General features: G+C 67.3%; 21 protein-coding genes. 3 read left to right on the plus strand and 18 right to left on the minus strand.

Annotation, left to right across the window (positions count from 1 at the left end; all coding sequences use genetic code 11):
* Window positions 1–6 precede the first annotated feature (6 nt).
* The 5 genes from WS51_RS24510 to WS51_RS24530 all read right to left on the minus strand — a co-directional run bounded on the left by WS51_RS24510 (window position 7) and on the right by WS51_RS24530 (window position 5,235).
* Entirely contained in the window at window positions 7–1,512 is a 1,506-nt protein-coding gene (locus tag WS51_RS24510) for a Y-family DNA polymerase (protein WP_059451484.1), read from the minus strand.
* Complete coding sequence (gene imuA / locus WS51_RS24515) at window positions 1,445–2,152, minus strand: translesion DNA synthesis-associated protein ImuA (RefSeq protein ID WP_069229879.1); 708 nt, start codon at window positions 2,150–2,152, stop codon at window positions 1,445–1,447. Before imuA ends, WS51_RS24510 begins: the two co-directional genes overlap by 68 nt.
* 285 nt (window positions 2,153–2,437) lie before the next feature.
* On the minus strand, window positions 2,438–3,232 hold the full coding sequence (locus WS51_RS24520; protein ID WP_069229880.1) for an ABC transporter ATP-binding protein: 795 nt from the start codon (window positions 3,230–3,232) through the stop codon (window positions 2,438–2,440).
* Window position 3,233: 1 nt separating this feature from the next.
* Window positions 3,234–4,130 (minus strand): ABC transporter permease, encoded by an 897-nt coding sequence (locus WS51_RS24525; protein ID WP_059451487.1) that lies wholly within the window; start codon window positions 4,128–4,130, stop codon window positions 3,234–3,236.
* Between the two features lie 139 nt (window positions 4,131–4,269).
* Window positions 4,270–5,235 (minus strand): ABC transporter substrate-binding protein, encoded by a 966-nt coding sequence (locus WS51_RS24530; protein ID WP_059451488.1) that lies wholly within the window; start codon window positions 5,233–5,235, stop codon window positions 4,270–4,272.
* Window positions 5,236–5,580: 345 nt separating this feature from the next.
* Here WS51_RS24530 and WS51_RS24535 point away from each other — a divergent pair, with 345 nt between their 5' ends.
* Entirely contained in the window at window positions 5,581–5,889 is a 309-nt protein-coding gene (locus tag WS51_RS24535; protein ID WP_059451489.1) for a VF_A0006 family four-cysteine protein, read from the plus strand.
* Between the two features lie 111 nt (window positions 5,890–6,000).
* Here the strand turns inward: WS51_RS24535 and WS51_RS24540 are convergent, their stop codons facing one another.
* Window positions 6,001–6,816, minus strand: coding sequence for a MetQ/NlpA family ABC transporter substrate-binding protein (locus tag WS51_RS24540; protein WP_059451490.1), 816 nt, complete (start codon window positions 6,814–6,816; stop codon window positions 6,001–6,003).
* A 175-nt stretch (window positions 6,817–6,991) separates the two neighbouring features.
* On the minus strand, window positions 6,992–8,560 hold the full coding sequence (locus WS51_RS24545; protein WP_069229881.1) for a methyl-accepting chemotaxis protein: 1,569 nt from the start codon (window positions 8,558–8,560) through the stop codon (window positions 6,992–6,994).
* A 200-nt stretch (window positions 8,561–8,760) separates the two neighbouring features.
* On the opposite strand from WS51_RS24545, the gene WS51_RS24550 reads away from it, so the two are divergent.
* Window positions 8,761–9,051 (plus strand): YciI family protein, encoded by a 291-nt coding sequence (locus WS51_RS24550; RefSeq protein ID WP_044848209.1) that lies wholly within the window; start codon window positions 8,761–8,763, stop codon window positions 9,049–9,051.
* A 151-nt stretch (window positions 9,052–9,202) separates the two neighbouring features.
* Here WS51_RS24550 and WS51_RS24555 read toward each other — a convergent pair whose 3' ends face one another.
* Genes WS51_RS24555 through WS51_RS24575 form a run of 5 tightly spaced genes read right to left on the minus strand, consistent with a single transcriptional unit; the run spans window position 9,203 to window position 13,285 of the window.
* Entirely contained in the window at window positions 9,203–9,820 is a 618-nt protein-coding gene (locus WS51_RS24555) for an SCO family protein (protein ID WP_059464455.1), read from the minus strand.
* Between the two features lie 18 nt (window positions 9,821–9,838).
* Window positions 9,839–10,741 (minus strand): heme o synthase, encoded by a 903-nt coding sequence (cyoE, locus tag WS51_RS24560; protein ID WP_069229882.1) that lies wholly within the window; start codon window positions 10,739–10,741, stop codon window positions 9,839–9,841.
* A gap of 8 nt (window positions 10,742–10,749) precedes the next feature.
* A complete protein-coding gene (locus WS51_RS24565; RefSeq protein WP_069229883.1) occupies window positions 10,750–11,862 on the minus strand; it encodes a COX15/CtaA family protein in 1,113 nt (370 codons plus the stop codon).
* 25 nt (window positions 11,863–11,887) lie between these two features.
* The gene (locus WS51_RS24570) at window positions 11,888–12,514 is read right to left on the minus strand and encodes an SCO family protein (RefSeq protein WP_059451496.1); all 627 of its coding nucleotides are present in this window, start codon (window positions 12,512–12,514) and stop codon (window positions 11,888–11,890) included.
* Between the two features lie 60 nt (window positions 12,515–12,574).
* Window positions 12,575–13,285 (minus strand): SURF1 family protein, encoded by a 711-nt coding sequence (locus WS51_RS24575; RefSeq protein ID WP_059507882.1) that lies wholly within the window; start codon window positions 13,283–13,285, stop codon window positions 12,575–12,577.
* Window positions 13,286–13,369: 84 nt separating this feature from the next.
* Here WS51_RS24575 and WS51_RS24580 point away from each other — a divergent pair, with 84 nt between their 5' ends.
* Window positions 13,370–13,579, plus strand: coding sequence for a twin transmembrane helix small protein (locus tag WS51_RS24580; protein WP_059451497.1), 210 nt, complete (start codon window positions 13,370–13,372; stop codon window positions 13,577–13,579).
* A gap of 204 nt (window positions 13,580–13,783) precedes the next feature.
* Here the strand turns inward: WS51_RS24580 and WS51_RS24585 are convergent, their stop codons facing one another.
* The 6 genes from WS51_RS24585 to coxB form a co-directional block, all read right to left on the minus strand.
* Entirely contained in the window at window positions 13,784–14,641 is an 858-nt protein-coding gene (locus tag WS51_RS24585; RefSeq protein ID WP_059451498.1) for a cytochrome c oxidase subunit 3, read from the minus strand.
* A gap of 139 nt (window positions 14,642–14,780) precedes the next feature.
* Window positions 14,781–14,981: a DUF2970 domain-containing protein gene (locus tag WS51_RS24590; RefSeq protein WP_059451499.1), complete on the minus strand. Its 201-nt coding sequence runs from the start codon at window positions 14,979–14,981 to the stop codon at window positions 14,781–14,783.
* Window positions 14,982–14,994: 13 nt separating this feature from the next.
* Window positions 14,995–15,603: a cytochrome c oxidase assembly protein gene (locus WS51_RS24595; RefSeq protein WP_059507798.1), complete on the minus strand. Its 609-nt coding sequence runs from the start codon at window positions 15,601–15,603 to the stop codon at window positions 14,995–14,997.
* Between the two features lie 35 nt (window positions 15,604–15,638).
* Window positions 15,639–15,779 carry a cytochrome oxidase small assembly protein gene (locus tag WS51_RS32645; protein ID WP_006760728.1) on the minus strand — a complete coding sequence of 47 codons (141 nt, stop codon included), beginning with the start codon at window positions 15,777–15,779 and terminating at the stop codon, window positions 15,639–15,641.
* An 80-nt stretch (window positions 15,780–15,859) separates the two neighbouring features.
* Complete coding sequence (gene ctaD, locus WS51_RS24600) at window positions 15,860–17,467, minus strand: cytochrome c oxidase subunit I (protein ID WP_059451501.1); 1,608 nt, start codon at window positions 17,465–17,467, stop codon at window positions 15,860–15,862.
* 43 nt (window positions 17,468–17,510) lie between these two features.
* The gene (gene coxB, locus WS51_RS24605; protein WP_059544963.1) at window positions 17,511–19,094 is read right to left on the minus strand and encodes a cytochrome c oxidase subunit II; all 1,584 of its coding nucleotides are present in this window, start codon (window positions 19,092–19,094) and stop codon (window positions 17,511–17,513) included.
* Window positions 19,095–19,104 lie beyond the last annotated feature (10 nt).

Below are 19,104 nucleotides of genomic sequence, written 5' to 3' on the forward strand. Positions count from 1 at the left end.
CTTCGTTCACCCGAACAGCCCGTGCAAGAACCAGTGCGGTTCGGCCTCGCTCCCCGCTCGCTCCCTGAACACCCAATAGCACGCACCGGCTTCGTCCTGGGCAACGTAGTAATCGCGTGCGGTCAATTGCCCGTCGAACCACCCGGCTTCGATCCGCTCGGCCGACGACATCATCCTGAGCGGCGTATGGAACACCGGCCGGTTCGCGCGCATCAGGAGCGGCTGCGGCTCGGCCAGCAGCCACGCGGGACGCGGCGGCACGGCAGGCGGCCCGCCGGCCGGCTTGCCCGCTTGCGCATCGAGCGGCAGCCAGCGGTTCGCGGCCTCCGGACGGTAATCGGCGACGGGCGCCGCGCGCAGCACGTTGTCCGCGCCGAGCCGCGCGACCAGCAGTTCGAGCAGGCGCGCGCGCGTCTCTTTCGTGCCGCCCGGTTCGGGAAAAAGATCGTCGGCCGGCGGCGCGACCGATTCGACGCGCGTGGCCTTCAGCCGCACCGCGATCACCGCGGCCGGCAATTCGACGCGCGCGAGCCGCTCGCCGAGCAGCCGCATGAAGTGAGCTTCGTCGCGCACCGGCGCGGCGAACGCGAGTTCGAGCGGCGTCGGCGGCACGGCCTGGCGGCCTCGCTCGTGCTCGAGATCGAACGTCATCGCGGCCAGCGACAGCTGTCGCGCGGCGAGCCACCCGCAGAGCTGCACGACGAGCCGCCGCGCGGCGAACAGCACGGCTTGCGCGTATTCGACGCGCTCCGGCAATTCGAGCCGCACGTCGAACACGGGCGGCACCGCCATCCACGCGAGCGGCTCGACCGCATCGCCGTACGCGCGATCGAGCGCGGCGAGCAGCGCCGGACCGCAGCGCCGCTGCAGCCCCGCGCGCGGCAGGCCGCGCAGATCGGCGAGCGTGCGGCAGCCGAGGCCGTCGAACCAGCCCGCATACGGGCGCGCGTCGGGCAGCAGCACGCACGGCAGCCGATCGAGCGTGCGGACGAGCGAAGCCGGTGCGGCCACGCGACGCCGAATGCGCGCACGCGCCGACGTGCGCGCGAGCAGCCACGCGCCGCGCCCGGTCGGCGCGGCGGACAGGCGCGCCGCATAGCCGAGCGCCGCGAGCGTTGCGCGCACCTGGCGGCACAGCGACGGCAGCCCGCCGAACAGGCGCAGGCTCGGGCCGACGTCGACGATCAGCGTCGCTTCGTCGTCGAGCGCGACGCACGGCGAGAAACGCAGCAACGCGAGCGCGACCGCGCGCAGCGCATCGGCCTCGCGGGCGGGATCGCGTTCGACGAGCCGCGTGTCGGGCGCGAGCGTCAGCACGCCGCCGCGCTTCATGCCCGCGCGCACGCCCTGCCGGCGCGCGGGCGCATCGGCAATCAGCACGACACCTTGCTCGAGCACCGCGCAGCCTGCATCGCCGGCCTCGCTCGCCTCGCCGGCCGCTGCGTCAGACGGCGGCGGGGCGCACACGTCGAGCGGCAGGCGCGGCAGATGGATGCCGAGCAAGACGCGCATAGCGGCTCTCCACGATGGGCGACGGCAAATCGAGCGCGAGCGGCTCGCTGCGCGCGGGCCCGCGACGCTTGACGATGTCGAGCGACACGCCGCCCGGCACCGGATGCAGCGCGACGCGCAGCACGGCCGGCGACGGCTGCCGTGCGGCCGACAGCGGGCGCAGCATCACGAACAGCGTGTCGCCGGTGCGCGCGGCCGCGAGATGCAGGCGGCGCAGCGCGTCGGGCCGCGCGTCCTGCCAGAGCAGCAGCGCGCCGCAGCAGCCCGCCTTGAGCGCCTGCTCGGCGGCCCACAAGGCATCCGTGCGACTGCCGGCGCGCAGCCACAGCAGTGCGTCGGCCGGCACGCCGAGACTGGAGAGCGCGGTCGCATGCGGCGCGTGCGGCGGCGCGACGAGCGCGAGCGGCCGCCGCGCGCTCACGGTACGCGCGAGCGCGGGCGCGAGCAGCCGCATCTCGCCGCAACCCGGCTGCGCGGCCAGCAGCTCGACGAGCCCGCCGACCGGCCAGCCGCCGCCCGGCAGCTCGGCCGATAGCGGCGCGAAACCCGTGTCGATCGTGCGCGAACCGCCGCGCGCGAGCTGCGAGCCGCGCCAGAGCGACGGATGAAGGGATTCGGGGGAAATGGAGGATGCGAGCATGACGCCACCCACAACTGTATGGATATACAGTATATGGCAATGCGCGTACGCCGCACAGTCCCGAGGTGAAACGGGGGTTTCGTCAGAGGAAAAACGACGGGAAAACCGGTGCGGCCGTCATGTTACGCCACACCGAGCGGGCGGGCCGGATCGTGTCGGCCGAACCCGCTTCATCGCCGCCCGGCCCGAATCGTCGGGCCGACACGCCGGGCCGACATGCCGCCGCCCGGCAGGCGAGCCGGCACGATACAACACCCCGCACCGCGCCGGTCCGCCCGCCGCGCGTCAACCGAGCAGCAGCGCGTCGTCGTCGAGCTGCTCGTGCCGCACCTTCTCGAACATCTGCAGCAAGTCCGGCACGTCGAGCCCGCGGCGCTGGTCGCCCGACACGTCGAGCACGACCTGCCCCTGGTGCAGCATCACCGTGCGGTCGCCGTAGTCGAGCGCCTGCCGCATGCTGTGCGTGACCATCATCGTCGTCAGCTTGCTCTCGGCGACGATGCGCGCCGTCAGCTCGAGCACGAACGCGGCCGTCTTCGGGTCGAGCGCGGCCGTGTGCTCGTCCAGCAGCAGGATCCGCGACGGCCGCAGCGACGCCATCAACAGGCTCACCGCCTGCCGCTGGCCGCCCGACAGCAGCCCGATCCGGTCGGTCAGCCGGTTTTCCAGCCCGAGGTTCAGCAGACGCAGCTTGTCGCGGAACAGCTCGCGCGACGGCCGGTCGAGCGCCGCGCGAAAGCCGCGCCGGGCACCGCGCGCCATCGCGAGCGCCATGTTCTCCTCGATCGTCAGCGCCTCGCAGGTGCCGGCCATCGGATCCTGGAACACGCGCGCGACGAGGTGCGCGCGATTCCACGCGGGCTGACGCGTGACGTCCGTGCCGTCGATCGCGATGCGTCCCGAATCGACGCGCTGGTCGCCGCTGACCGCGTTGAGGAAGGTCGACTTGCCCGCGCCGTTCGAGCCGATCACCGCGACGAACTGGCCGTCCGGAATCTCGAGCGAGAGCCCGCGCAGCGCACGCGTCTCGATCGGCGTGCCGGGATTGAACGTGAGTTTCAGGTCTTGTGCGGACAACATGTCATGCCCCTCCGTTCTTGCGCGCGAACAGCTTCTTGCGCGTCGCCGGCAGCACCAGCGCGATCGTGACGAGCGCGGCCGTCACGAGGTTCAGGTCCTGCGCCTTCAGGCCGATGAACTCGCTGTTCAGCGCGAGCGCGATGAAGAAGCGGTAGACGATCGCGCCGAGCACGACGGCGAGCGTCGTCAGCACGAGCCGGCGCGCGGGCAACAGCGTCTCGCCGATGATCACCGCGGCCAGCCCGATGACGATCGTGCCGATCCCCATCGAGATGTCGGCGCCGCCCTGCGTCTGCGCGAACAGCGCACCGGCGAGCGCGACGAGCGCGTTCGACAGCGCCATCCCGGCGAGCGTCGCGCGGCCCGTCGCGATGCCCTGCGCGCGCGCCATCCGCGGGTTCGCGCCGGTCGCGCGCATCGCAAGGCCGAGCTGCGACGAGAAGAACCAGTCGAGGCCGAGCTTCGCGACCACCACGACGATCGCGAGCAGCGCCGGGCGCAGCACGTAGTCGGGCATCCAGTCGGGCTGCAGCACGGTGAAGAGCGTCGGCTCGGTGATGAGCGGCACGTTCGGGCGGCCCATGATCCGCAGGTTCACCGAGTAGAGCGCGATCATCATCAGGATGCTGGCGAGCAGGTCCATGATCTTCAGGCGCACGTTGAGCCAGCCGGTGACGAAGCCGGCCAGCGCGCCCGCGACGATCGCGAGCACCGTCGACGTGAACGGGTCGTGGCCGGCGGAGATCAGCGTCGCGGCGACGGCGCCGCCGAGCGGAAAGCTGCCGTCGACGGTCAGGTCGGGGAAGTTGAGGATGCGGAATGAAATCAGCACCCCGAGGGCGACGAGACTGAAGATCAGGCCGATCTCCAGCGCGCCCAGAAACGAGAACAGAGACATGATGGGGAAATCCTGTTGCTTCCCGGCCTCGCGTGTACGGCCGGGCGAAGCGGACGGGCGGCCCCGGGTGGAGGCCGCCCGTCCGATGGTTTCGTTCAGGCCCGGATCGGGCCTGCAAGCGCGGCGGTCGGGCCGCGGCTTACTTGATGACCGTCTTCGCTTCCTTGAGCAGATCCGGCGACAGCGTCACGCCCTGCTTCGCGGCCGCGCCCGTGTTCGCGAACAATTCGAGGTTGCTGCTCGTTTCCGACGCGATCGCACCCGGCTTCTCGCCCTTCAGGATGCGCGCGACGACCTTGCCGGTCTGCCGGCCGAGATCGCCGTAGTTGATGCCGAGCGCCGCGATGCCGCCGCGCTTCACGCTGTCGGTATCGCCGGCGACGAGCGGGATCTTCGCTTCGTTGGCGACCTTCACGAGCGCTTCGTACGCGGACACGACGTTGTTGTCGGTGTTCGTGTAGATCACGTCGACCTTGCCGATCAGGCTCTTCGCGGCCGGGCCGATGTCGACGGTGCGCGGCGCGGCCGCTTCCTTCAGCGTCATCCCCTGCTTCGCGAGGAGCTCCTTGAGCTCCTTCACGACCACGACCGAGTTCGCCTCGCCCGGGTTGTAGACCATGCCGACCGTCTTCGCCTTCGGCACGACGCGCTTGATCAGCGCGACCTGGCGGTCGAGCGGCAGCTTGTCGGACACGCCCGTCACGTTGGTTCCCGACGGGCCCCAGCCCTTCACGAGCTGCGCGGCGACCGGATCGGTCACCCCCGAATAGACGACCGGCACGCTCTTGGTCGAAGCGACGACCGCCTGCGCGGCCGGCGTCGCGATCGCGACGATCACGTCGGGCTGGTCGCCGACGAACTTGCGCGCGATCTGCGCGGCCGTGCCCGTGTTGCCCTGCGCGCTCTGGTATTCCCACTTGAGCTTGTCGTCGCCGTAGCCTTGCGCCTTCAGTTCGGCGCGCACGCCGTCGCGGATCGCATCGAGCGCCGGGTGGTCGACGATCGACAGCACCTTGACCGTCTGTGCGTGCGCGGCGCCTGCCAGCGCGAATGCGGCGACGCCGGCCGTGATCGAACGGATCGCGAAAGTCTTGAAACGCTTCATGGGTGAGTCTCCCCCGTATTTGTGTCGGTTCTGGATGATGGATTCCCGCCGCCGTCATGCAGGTGCCGGTGCGCGCGCAGCCGGGTGACGGCTCGGGCGGCAGCGGCCCCGCGCGGCCCCGGGAAGGCGCGCGGCGGCGAACGCTCGAGGATACCATTTCCGCAGACCACCGCCTGACTCCATGCTTTCGGTCGGACGGCCGCCACACGCGCCGCCGTGCTGCCGCGAAACGCCCGGCAAGCGCGGCCGTCGGCACTCCGGGCCGCTTCCCGCGCAACGCGTCAGCCGCGTTTACAGCTTTACGTTATGCTGTCCGCCGACCCAATCCACACGATCGGAGAGCACATGAAACGTGGCATCCGTGCAATCGCGTGCGCGGCCGTCGCGCTGGCGCTGCCAGGTGCGGCATTCGCGCTGACCGACGGCAGCGCGCAATACGACGACTGCATGCTGGGCGCGTTGCGCGAGAGCCGCAACAGCGCGGCCGCGCAGCTGATCCAGCGCTCGTGCGACGCGCTGTACCGCAACAACGCGATGCTGCTGCCGCGCGAGCGACGCTATCACGAGTGCGTCGTGCAATCGCTGCCGGGCGTGCGCGACAACTACGCGATCCAGCAGATCATGGCGATCTGCTCGCGGCGCGGCGAGATGTGAGCCGACGTCGAACACCAGACGCCGCGCGGTCGCATGCCGGCCGCGCACATGAAAAAAGGGCCTGCACGATGCAGGCCCTTTCGTTTCAGCGGTCCGACCGGTGAGCGGCGCTCAGAACGACGCGACCATCGAGCCCTTGAACTGCTTGTTGATGAACTCCTTCACTTCCGGCGACTGGTACGCCTTGACCAGCTTCTTCACCCACGGCTGGTCCTTGTCCTTCGCGCGCACGGCGATCAGGTTCGCATACGGGCTCGTCAGCGATTCGAGCGCGATCGCGTCCTTGGTCGGCTGCAGGTTCGCGGCGAGCGCGTAGTTCGTGTTGATCACGGCGGCGTCGACGTCCGACAGCACGCGCGGCAGTTGCGCGGCGTCGAGCTCGGAGATCTTCAGCTTCTTCGGGTTCTCGGCGATGTCGAGCACCGTCGCGTTGTTGCCGCCCGTGCCGGCGCCGGCCTTCAGCTTGATCACGCCTTGCGTCTGCAGCAGCAGCAGCGCGCGGTTCTCGTTCGACGGATCGTTCGGCACCGCGAGCTTCGCGCCTTGCGGCAGGTCCTTCAGCGCCTTGAACTTCTTCGAATACACGCCGATCGGCGAGATGTAGGTCAGGCCCGCGCTGACGATCTTGTAGCCGCGCTGCTTCACCTGGCTGTCGAGGTAAGGCTGGTGCTGGAAGCTGTTCGCGTCGAGGTCGCCCGCATCGAGCGCCGCGTTCGGCTGCACGTAGTCGTTGAACTCGATGACCTTCACGTTCAGGCCTTCCTTCTCCTTCGCGACCTTCTGCACCACCTGCCACACCTGCGCATCCGGGCCGGCGACCGTGCCGACCTTGATGACCTTGTCGTCGGCGTGCGCGGCGGCCGACAGCGTCAGCGCGGCACCGGTGGCCAGCACGGAAAATACCTTCAGGAGACTGCGACGCTTCATTTGTTTCTCGCTTTCTTGCTAACTGAAAATGGGGCGCGATACGGGTAAGCCCCGACTCGCAGGAAAGGGGCAAATGGTGTCACAGGATCGGCCGGAAGTGAAATACATCCCGCTCATATGGGTATGCACCGCGGCAGTGCCGGCGGAACGCGCATGATTCGGCCGTTAGTTGCGTTCAGTGCGCACGGGCGCCGGCATCGGGCACCCGGAACGCGCCGATCGCTTCGCGCAGCCGGCCGGCCTGCTCCTGCAACGACGCGGCGGCCGCGGCGGCCTCCTCGACGAGCGCCGCGTTCTGCTGCGTGACCTGGTCCATCTGCGTGACCGCGCGCCCGACCTGCGTGATGCCGCTCGCCTGCTCTTCGGACGCCGCCGCGATCTCGCCCATGATGTCGGTCACGCGCGCGACCGCCTGCAGGATCTCGCCCATCGTCGTGCCGGCCTGGCCGACCAGCGTCGAGCCGTTGCGCACGCGCTCGACCGAATCGACGATCAGTTCGCGGATCTCCTTCGCGGCCGTCGCGCTGCGCTGCGCGAGCGAGCGCACCTCGCCCGCGACCACCGCGAAGCCACGCCCCTGCTCGCCGGCCCGCGCGGCCTCGACCGCCGCATTCAACGCGAGGATGTTGGTCTGGAACGCGATGCCCTCGATCACGCCGATGATGTCGGCGATCTTGCGCGAGCTGTCGTCGATCTCGCCCATCGTGCCGATCACGCGACCGACGACATCGTTGCCGGCCCGCGCGATCTCCGAGGCATTGTTCGCGAGCCCGCTCGCCTGCCGCGCATTGTCGGCGTTCTGCTTCACCGTCGCGGTGAGCTGCTCCATGCTCGCGGCCGTTTCCTCGAGCGACGCGGCCTGCTCCTCGGTGCGTTGCGACAGGTCGTCGTTGCCGGACGCGATCTGGCGGCTCGCCGACGCGATCGACTCGGCCGACTGGCGGATCCCGCCGATCGTCGCCTGCAGGCGCGCCTGCATGTCGCGCATCGCCGCCATCATGCTCGTGTCGTCGCCCGCACGCACCGGCACCGGCCGCGTGAGGTCGCCCTGCGCGATGCGCGTGGCCAGCGCGGCCGCTTCGTCCGGCTCGCCGCCGAGGCTGCCGCGCACGTTGCGGATGATCACGAGCATCGCCGCGCTGATCACGAAGCCGATCACGAGCACGACCGCAAGGTGGCCGAACAGCGTCCGGTAGTAGACGGTATCGATGTCCTTCAGGAACACGCCGCTCGAGATGTTCCAGTCCCAGGGCGCGAAGCGCGTGACGTAGCTGATCTTCGGCACGGCGGTCTCGCTGTGCGGCAGCCGCCCGCGATATTCGGCGAAGCCGCTGCCGGTCGTTTTCGCGGCGTTCAGGATCGTGACGAACAGCGGCTTGCCGTCCGGGTCGAGATAGTCGCCGACCTGCGTGCCGACCAGCTTCGGCAGCGTCGGATGCATCAGCACGACGGGTTTCGAATCCATCACGAACACATATCCCGACTCGCCGTAGCGCATCGCGGCCAGGCTCGCGAGCGCGTCGCGCTTCGCGTCGGCCTCGGGCAGCGAGCCGCTCTGCGCGAGCGCGTGATACGCGTTGACGATACCGGCCGCCGACTCGACCAGGTTGGCGATGCCTGCCTTGCGTTCGGCGAGCATCGTCGCGCGTGTCTCGTATGCGCTCCATGCGCCGACGCCGAGCAAGCCGATCCATACCAGCGCAAGCGCGAGCCACAGCTTGCGGTTCAAACTCATTCTGCTCATCTGCGTGCCTTGTTGTGAAATTCGATGCCCGCGATGCGCGCGAACGGCCGGTCGCGCGCAAACGGTTGCCCCCGTAATTACGGCAACGAGACTTACAACTTGAATACACGCACGACGGCCGGCACGACACGACGCGGCCGCTGTGCTAAAAAGACCGGCTGACCGGCACACGACGCGCCGGCGATATTCCAGGGCCATCCATGTACGTCATCGACATCCACTACAACGCGTCGCTCGAGCGCATCGACGATGCACTCGAACGCCACCGTGCGTATCTGCAGCCGCTGTTCGAGCGCGGCATCTTCATCGCCGCGGGGCCGAAGGTGCCGCGCGAAGGCGGCGTGATTCTCGCGGCCCGCATCGACCGCGACGAACTGGACGCGATCCTCGAGACCGATCCGTTCGTGACCGAAGGCCTTGCGACGTACCGCGTGACGGAATTCCGCATCACGCGTGCCGCGCAGGGCTTCAACGTGCCGGCGCTGCCGTAACGCGCGCCGGCGCGCGAATGCGCGCACGCACGCCGCCTACCGAGGCGGCGAATGCGGATCGAGGGGAAACGGGAGGAATGCGTGACGGCGCGTCGCGGCCGTCACGCGCTTCGCCGGGCGAACGCCCGGACGAGCATGCCGCGCGCGCCGCTCAGTCGACCAGCAGCTTCAGGTCGTGCACCCACGGGCCGGGGCCCTGACCGTCGCGCACGAACAGACGCAGCTTGCCGTCGCGATCGAACACGTAGCTCGCGGCGGTGTGATCCATCGTGTAGCTGCCGGGCGTCTTGCCGGGCACCTTCGCGTAATACACGCGGAAATCCTTCGTGACCTTCTTGAGCTGCGCTTCATCGGCCGGCCGCAGGCCGATGAACGACGGGTTGAACGCCGGCACGTACTGGCCGAGCAGCGCGGGCGTGTCGCGCTCCGGATCGACGGTGACGAACAGCACCTGCACGCGCTTCGCGGCATCGGGCCCGAGCTGCTTCAGTGCTTCGGACAATTCGGCCATCGTCGTCGGACACACGTCCGGACAGTGCGTATAGCCGAAGAACATCACGACCGCACGGCCCTTGAAATCGGCGAGCGTGCGCACCTTGCCGGTCGTGTCGGGCAGCGAGAAATCGCTGCCGAACTGCGTGTTGCCGGTGATGTCGAGATTCTGGAATTTCGGCGCGTTGTCGCAGCCGGCGAGCAGCGTGGCTGCCGCGAATGCGCACGCGAGCATCCAGCCTTGGCGCGCGCGGCGCCCGAACCATGAATGGAGCATTGCGTTCAAACCGTGCGGTTACACGCCGAGCAGCGGGCGTGCATAGTGATCGACGAGCAGCGCGGCGAACAGCAGCGACAGGTAGACGATCGAATAACGGAAGGCCTTGCGGGCGAGTGCGTCCGAATAGTCGCGATAGATCTTCCATGCATACGCGAGGAACACCGCGCCGAGCAGCACCGCGCTCGTCAGGTAGACGGCGCCGCTCATCCCCGAGATGAACGGCATCAGCGCGACCGCGAACAGGATCACCGTGTACAGCAGGATGTGCAGCCGCGTGTACTTCTCGCCGTGCGTGACGGGCAGCATCGGCAGCCCCGCGTTCTCGTAGTCCTTGCGGCGATAGAGCGCGAGCACCCAGAAATGCGGCGGCGTCCATACGAAGATGATCAGCACGAGGATCCATGCGTCGCCCGGCACCGCGCCGGTGACTGCTGCCCAGCCGAGCGCCGGCGGCATCGCGCCCGACGCGCCGCCGATCACGATGTTCTGCGGCGTCATCGGCTTCAGCAACAGCGTGTAGACCACCGCGTAGCCGACGAACGTCGCGATCGTCAGCCACATCGTCAGCGGGTTCGTGAACGTATAGAGCGTCCATGCGCCGATGCTGCCGAGCACGGCCGAGAACAGCAGGATCTGCGGGGTCGTGATCTCGCCGCGCGCGGACGGACGCCATGCGGTGCGGCGCATCATCGCGTCGATCTTCTGTTCGACGAGGCAGTTGATCGCGAACGCGGCGCCGGCCAGCAGCCAGATGCCGACGGTGCCGCCGATCAGCACATGCCACGGCACCATGCCCGGCGTCGCGAGAAACATGCCGATCACCGCGCAGAACACCGCGAGCTGCGTGACACGCGGCTTCGTCAACGCCATGTACTGCGAGAACCGGTTACCGGGCGATTGGGAAAGGGTGCTTTGCATGGGGACGGTCACGCCGGGGCGGCGTCGCGCGCGGGCTGCACGACACGGCCGGGGCGGCTTGAAAGGATGCGAAAGTTTAACATGACGACGAGCAGCAGCAGGATCGCGGCGCCGCCGTTGTGCGCGACGGCGACCGGCAGCGGCCACTGCAGCACGATGTTGGTCAGGCCCGTCAGGAACTGCAGCAGGACGATCAGCAGCACGCCGTTCGCGGGCCGGCGCAGCGACTCGAAGCGGCGCATCTTCAGCGCGAACGCGACCAGGTACGCGACGACGACGAACGCGAACGTGCGGTGGGTCCAGTGAATCGCGACCAGCGCGTCCTGCGTGATCGCGTCGCCATCCTTCGTCATGCCGAGCGCGCGCCACAGATGGAAGCCCTGCTCGAAGTTCATCGGCGGGATCCACTGGCCGTTGCAGGTCGGGAAGTCGGTGCAGGCGAGCACCGCATAGTTCGTGCTCACCCAGCCGCCAAGCGCGATCTGCACGACCAGCAGCGCGAGCGCCGCGAGCGCGGCCGCGCGGTAGCGGCCGGCCTCCGGGTCATGCGACGGCAGCGGCGTTTGCCGCGCCGCGAGCCAGCCGAGCGTGCCGAGCAGCGTGAGGCCGAGCAGCAGGTGGGTCGTGACGATCACCGGCTGCAGCTTCATCGTGACCGTCCACGCGCCGAACACGCCCTGCACGACGATCAGCAGCAGCAGGCTCGTCGGCCACCACGGCGACACGTGCAGCGGGCGGCGGCGCAGCCGCGCGGACCACGCGATCACGACCTGCGCGATGATCAGCACGCCGATCGCCATCGCGAAATAGCGGTGGATCATCTCGATCCACGCCTTCGTCATGCTGACGGGGCCGGTCGGCATCGCCTGATGGGCGGCCGTGATCGCCGCGTGCGCGATGAACGGCGACGACGTGCCGTAGCAGCCGGGCCAGTCCGGGCAGCCGAGGCCCGAATCGGTCAGCCGCGTGAAGCCGCCGAACATCACGAGGTCGAGGGTCAGGAACGTGGTGATCCACACCAGCTTGCGGAACTTGTCGTCGTCGGCCTTCACCCACACGTACGACAGCGGCAGCAGCGCGATGCAGAGGCCGATCAGGCCGAGTTGCAGTAGATACGACATCGAATGGTTGCCTCGCCGTCTCGCCTTAGCCGATGCTCGACCACTTCAGCAGTTTCGTGACGTCCGTCTTGATCTTGCTGGGGTTCGGGTTCTTCGGGAAACGCATCATCAGGTTGCCGTTCGGATCGACCATGTAGATGTGGTCGGTGTCCTTCGTGCCGGCGTCGGCCGGCAGCCACGCGGCGACCGCAGCCGGATCGGCGACGAGCCGACGCGTGTCCGGGTACGCCTCCAGCACCTTCGGCGGGACCGCGCCCGCATCGCTGCGCAGCCATACCATCGTGATCCGGTGCCGCTCGCCCGCCTGCGTGACGCGGATCTGGCGCATGAAGTAGAGCTTTTGCGCGCAGGCGTCGTCGCACGCGCTGCGGTCGGTCATCACGAACAGCCACACGCCGCGCAGCGACGACAGCGGCACCGTGTTGCCGGTTTCGTCGGTCACCTGCAGGTCGGCCGGAATCGGCCGCTGCGGCTCGATCAGCGTGCCATAGTTGGTCGAGCCGCCCTTCGGCTTGATCACGTAATAGGTGAAGTACGACGCGATGATCGGTGCTGCGCACACGAGACCCAGCAGCACGAGCATCCAGCGGCCGCGCTTGCGGGCCGCGGGCGAGATCGGCGTTGCGGCCGAACCCTGACGGGAAGATTGCATGGACAAATCAGACCTCTCGAAACGAACCCGCGGCGCTTGCGCCGCGTCCTGGCATGGCACTCACGCGCCGGCCGACTTCTTCGCCGCACGCCGCGCGGCGTACAGGCCGAAACCGAGCGCGGCCGCCGCCATGGCCCACCACTGAAACATGTAACCGTAATTGCGCTCGACGCCGGTCGTCGCCGCCGGCCAGTCGCGCACGAGTTTGTCGCCGTCGTCGCTCGTCTGCTGGATCACGAACGGCTGCAGCGGCAGCCCCGTTTCCTTCGCATACGCGGCGACGTCCAGGTTCTGCCGGATCTTCTGGTGCGCGGCCGAGCCGCCTTCGCCAAGCTCGAACGCGCGTGACGCATCGGCGCGTGCGATACCTTCGATCTCGATGTCGCCTTCCGGTGTCGAGAACGGCTCGATCGCCGTGCGATCGGCGATATTGCGCGGCAGCCAGCCCCGGTTCACCAGCACGACGCCGCCGTCCGTGAGTTTAAACGGCATCACGACGTAGAAACCCGGCTGGTCGTTATACGGCCGATTGTCGAGGAACACCGCTTGCTCCGGCAGGAAGCGGCCCTTCGCCCGCACGCGATGGAACTCGATCGATGCGAGCGGAATCGGCTGCGCACCGATGTCGACGGGCGCCGCGTGCTCGTAGCGCACGATGCTCGCCTGCAGCGCTTCCTTCTGGTGCGCACGGTCGCGCTGCCAGAATCCGAGGCGAATCGTGACCGCGACGACGGCGAGTATCAGCAGCGCAGGCAGCAACCGGATCTTCATCGGGCCACCCGCGAGGCGCATTCGCGAAAGCGAAGTGCGATAATTATCCTCTTCCTTTCGAATTGCCGTCGTCCGGTACGCGTCATGCACATCCTCGTTCCCATCGCCTTCGTCCTCATCGTCGCCAGCATGGGCTCGGCGCTCTACTTCATGATGCAAGACCGCGGCCATACGAAGCGCATGGTGTGGTCGCTCGCCACCCGCGTCGGGCTGTCGATCTCGCTGTTCGTGTTCATCCTGTTCGCGAACTGGATGGGCTGGATTCATTCGACCGGCCTGCCGATCGGGCGTTGATGCATCCGTGCCCGCGGTCGCCGCGACCGCTGTCACCTCCGCGCCCGCTGTGACATTTCGCCGCACAACGGCGCCACCAAGCAAAAGCGCCGCCTGACTGAGTCGCGGCGGCGCCGGGCTGGCGTCGGGCGCAGGCAACCAGCCGCTGCCCCGTCCTTGCCAATGAAAACGGCCCGCGCATCGCTGCGCGGGCCGTTCCTGCATTTACAGCCAGTAGACGACGACGTACAGGCCGAGCCAGACGACGTCGACGAAGTGCCAGTACCACGCGGCGCCTTCGAATGCGAAGTGGTGATCGGGCTTGAAGTGGCCGCGGATCATCCGCACCAGCACCACCGCGAGCATCGTGCCGCCGAGGAACACGTGGAAGCCGTGGAAGCCCGTCAGCAGGAAGAACGTCGAGCCGTACACGCCCGAGTTCAGCGTCAGGTTCAGTTCGTTGTACGCGTGGTAGTACTCGAAGCCCTGCATGAACAGGAAGCAGACACCGAGCACGAGCGTCGCGGCCAGCCACGCGATCGCCTTCTTGCGGTGATCGTCGCGCAGCGCGTGGTGCGACACCGTCAGCGTCGCGCCCGACGCCAGCAGGAATGCGGTGTTCAGCGTCGGCACCGGCCACGGGCCCATCGTCTTGAAGTGACCGGCGAGCGCGGCGGGGCCTTCGTTCGGCCACACGGCGGAGAAGTCCGGCCAAATCAGCTTGTAGTCGAGGCTGCCGAGCTGGTGCAGCGCGATTTCGCGCGCATAGAACAGCGCGCCGAAGAATGCGCCGAAGAACATGACTTCGGAGAAGATGAACCAGCTCATGCTCCAGCGGTACGACTTGTCGACGTTCTTGCCGTAATGACCGCCTTCGGACTCGGCGATCGCGTCGCCGAACCAGTGATACAGCGTGAAGAGCAACCACAGCAGGCCAAGCAGCGCCGTGTACGGAGCCCAGTCGTGACCGTTGATCCACAGCGCCACCGACGCGAGCATGACCAGCAGGCCGATGGCCGCGCTGATCGGATGCTGCGACGGATGCGGCACGAAATAGTACGGGGTCTGGTTTTGACCGCTCATGCTTGATTCTCCACTTCAGTCCAATTTGTGTACCGGAAACCGCTCCGGCTTTATTTCTTGCACGGCGCGTGCCGCCGCCGCGCTTTCCCGCACGCGGCGCCCGGGCGCCACGCACTGCATTCTTTCGTGGCCGCGGGCCTCAACCCACGACCGCACGCACGATCAGGATCAGCACGCCGATGAACATGCCGGCCGCGATCAACGCGACGATCAGCACGTGCAGCGGATTGAGCTGCGTCGCATCGGCCTCCAGGTCGCGCCGCTTGCGCACCCCGAAGAACGACCACAACACCGCTCGCAATGCCTGGCCGAACGTCCCGCTCCGCTTGGTCTCCGTCACCGCTCCGTCTCCGTCATGCGTCCGGCTTCGCCGCGCCCTGCGCCGCCGTCTTGCGCGGCGCCGGCGCCGGCGCGGCCGGCGTGTTCAGTTCGAAGAACGTGTACGACAACGTGATCGTCTTCACGTCCTTCGGCAGCTTCGGATCGATCACGAACACCACCGGCATCTTGCGCGACTCGTTCGCTGCCAGCGTCTGTTGCGTGAAGCAAAAACACTCGATCTTCTTGAAGAATTCCGTTGCCTGCTTCGGCGCGTAGCTCGGAATCGCCTGCGCCACCATCGGCCGGCCCTGCCCGTTGGTCACGTCGTACACGATCGTCGTCAGCTCGCCGGGATGCACGTCGAGGCTGTTGTGCTCGGGCTTGAACCCGAGCGGGCCGCGCGCATTCGCATCGAACTCGACCGACACCGTGCGGCTGTAGTCGACCTGCGTGTTCTTCGCCTCGCGTTCGCTGACGTCGCGCTGCACCAGGTTGTTGATGCCGGTGATCTGGCAAATCGCGCGATACATCGGAATCAGCGCGAAGCCGAAGCCGAACATCAGTCCGGCCACGACGAAGAGCTTCATCAGCATCGAACGATTGAACGCGCGATCGACGGCGCCCTCTTCCGGCTTCGACATACGACTACTTCCTCGCTACTGCGTCAGTTACTGCATCAGTGAGTGGACAGCCACCACTGCTTGATCACGACACCCACGAAAAAAACGGCGGCGATGACGAGCAGGATGAGGCCGAGCCGCTTGTTGCCCGCGCGAATCTGCTCGGGCGTTCGTCTTTCTTGTGGATTCCGGTTCATCTGGAACTTTGCTGAGACTTCAGTTCGGCGCCCGCCGCGCCTGCCTGCGCGGCAGGCAGCGGCGGAACGCCGGGCGAAACTTATTCGACGTGCGGCGGTTGCTCGAACGTATGGAACGGAGCCGGGCTCGGCACCGTCCACTCGAGGCCCGTCGCGCCATCCCACGGCTTGTCCGACGCCTTTTCCAGCTCGCCGCCGCCACGGTAGGCCGGCAGCGCGACCGCGAACAGGAAGTACACCTGCGCGAGGCCGAAGCCGAATGCGCCGATCGTCGCCACCTGGTTGAAGTCCGTGAACTGCGCCGGGTAGTCCGCATAGCGGCGCGGCATGCCCGCGAGACCGACGAAGTGCATCGGGAAGAACGTCAGGTTGAAGAAGATCATCGACGCCCAGAAGTGGATCTTGCCGCGCGTCTCGTTGTACATCCAGCCCGTCCACTTCGGCGCCCAGTAGTACCAGCCCGCGAACAGCGCGAACAGCGACCCGGCCACCAGCACGTAGTGGAAGTGCGCGACCACGAAGTAGGTGCCGTGGTACTGGATGTCGAGCGGCGCCATCGCCAGCATCAGACCCGTCAGGCCGCCGAACGTGAACACGAACAGGAAGCCGATCGCGAACAGCATCGGGGTTTCGAACGTCATCGAGCCGCGCCACATCGTCGCGAGCCAGTTGAACACCTTCACGCCCGTCGGCACCGCGATCAGCATCGTCGCGTACATGAAGAACAGCTGGCCGGTGACCGGCATGCCCGTTGCGAACATGTGGTGCGCCCAGACCATGAACGACAGGATCGCGATCGAAGCCGTCGCGTACACCATCGAGCTGTAGCCGAACAGCGTCTTGCGTGCGAACGCCGGGATCACCTGCGACACGATCCCGAACGCCGGCAGAATCATGATGTACACCTCGGGGTGGCCGAAGAACCAGAAGATGTGCTGGTACATCACCGGGTCGCCGCCGCCTGCCGCGTTGAAGAACGACGTGCCGAAGTGGCGATCGAACAGCACCATCGTGATCGCGCCCGCCAGGACCGGCATCACGGCGATCAGCAGGTACGCGGTGATCAGCCAGGTCCATGCGAACATCGGCATCTTCATCAGCGTCATGCCCGGTGCGCGCATGTTCAGGATCGTCACGACGATGTTGATCCCGCCCATGATCGACGAAGCGCCCATGATGTGGACCGCGAAGATCGCGAAGTCCATGCCCGGGCCCATCTGCGTCGACAGCGGTGCGTACAGCGTCCAGCCGGCGGCCGTCGCGCCGCCCGGCGCGAAGAACGAACCGACCAGCAGCACGGCCGCGACCGGCAGCAGCCAGAAGCTGAAGTTGTTCATCCGCGCGAACGCCATGTCGGACGCGCCGATCTGCAGCGGAATCATCCAGTTCGCGAAGCCGACGAACGCCGGCATGATCGCGCCGAACACCATGATCAGGCCGTGCATCGTCGTGAGTTCGTTGAAGAACTCCGGACGCATGATCTGCAGGCCCGGCTCGAACAGCTCGGCACGGATGCCGAGTGCCATCACGCCGCCCGACAGGAACATGATGAACGAGAACAGCAGGTACAGCGTACCGATGTCCTTGTGGTTGGTGGCGAACAGCCAGCGACGCCAGCCGTGCGGGGCTTCGTGCGCGTGGTCGTCGTGCGCGTGGTCCGCGGCTACGTCGTGCCCGATGCTAGACATGAGAATCTCCTAATGCGAATACGTCGACTAACTCAGCGACACGTCAAGCCGCCGGCCCGATCTCGACCCGCCGGGCTTCCTTGGCGTCAGCCCCGCCCGTGATCGTTTCCGGCTTTTTGAGAATAATGTGGTCTTCCGCCACGCCTGCTGCCTTCAGCGCGTCGCGCACGGCCTGCGCGCGATGCTTGGCGAGTTCGGCGTTCGCGTCGGCCGAGCCCGTCTTGTCGGTGAAACCCGACAGCGCGAGCTTCGCGTCCGGATGTGCCTTCGCATAGTCGGCCGCTGCGGCGATCGCCGCTTTCGCGTCGGCCGGCAGCACGCTCTTGCCCGTCTCGAAGTAGATCGTCGACAGCGCAGCCGATGCCGCCGCCGGTTCCGCGCCCGACGCGGCTTGCGCCGGCGCCGAAGCCGCTTCGGCCGGGGCCGCTGCACCTGCCGCGTCTTCCGGCATCTTGCCGTTGCGCGCGTCAGCCACTTGCTTCGGCTGCAGCAGGTCGTTCTTGTGGTTGCCCCACGAATTGCGCTCGTACGTGATGACCGATGCGATGTCGAGGTCCGACAGCGACGCCCACGACGGCATTGCACCCTTGCCGTGCAGCACGCGCTCGACGTGACCGGCGATCGGGCCGTTCACGATCTGGCTGCCGTCCATCGCCGGGAATGCGCCGAGGCCCTTGCCGTTCACCTGGTGGCAGGCCGCGCAGTTCGCCTTGTAGACTTCCTCGCCGTGCGCGACGAGTTCGGCCATCGTGTAAACCTTGTTCGGATCGACCGACGCGCTCGCCAGCTTCGCCTTCTGCGCGCTCACCCACTTCGCGTAGTCGTCGTCCGACAGCACTTCGACCACCACCGGCATGAACGCGTGTTCCTTGCCGCACAGTTCGGTACAGAAGCCGCGGAACGTGCCGACCTTGTCGGCCTTGAACCACGTGTCGCGCACGAAGCCGGGGATCGCATCCTGCTTCACGCCGAACGCGGGCACGTACCACGAGTGAACGACGTCGTTCGCGGTCGTGATGATGCGGATCTTCTTGTTGACCGGCACGACGAGCGGGTTGTCGACTTCCTGCAGATAGGTGTCGCTGATCGCCTTCTTGCCCATCACTTCGTCACGCGGGGTGGTGAGCGTCGACAGGAAGCTGATGCCCTCGCCCGGGCCCTTCACGTAGTCGTAGCCCCACTTCCACTGGTAGCCGGTGACCTTGATCGTGAGATCGGCGTTGGTCGTGTCCTTCATCGCGACGACGGCCTTCGTGGCCGGCAGCGCCATCAGCACGACGATGATGAACGGCACGATCGTCCAGATGATTTCGACGGTCGTGCTTTCATGGAAATTGGCGGCCTTGTGGCCCTTGGATTTGCGGTGCGCGAAGATCGAATAGAACATCACGCCGAACACGCCGACGAAGATCACCGTACACAGGATCAGCATCATCGTGTGGAGATCGTAGAGCTCCTCGGCGATTTTCGTGACCGGCGGCTGAAAGTTGATCTCGTTGACGCGGGGGCCGCCCGGGCTATCACCGACCGCCAGAGCAGCGCCGGCAAAGAGCAATCCGCTGCATGCCAGCACGCCCGTGAGGGCTCGCTTGATTGTTTTCATAGCATCCTTACCCAAAATTTCCATTCAAACCCTC

The sequence above is a fragment of the Burkholderia territorii genome (assembly GCF_001718335.1).
GTDB lineage: Bacteria > Pseudomonadota > Gammaproteobacteria > Burkholderiales > Burkholderiaceae > Burkholderia > Burkholderia territorii.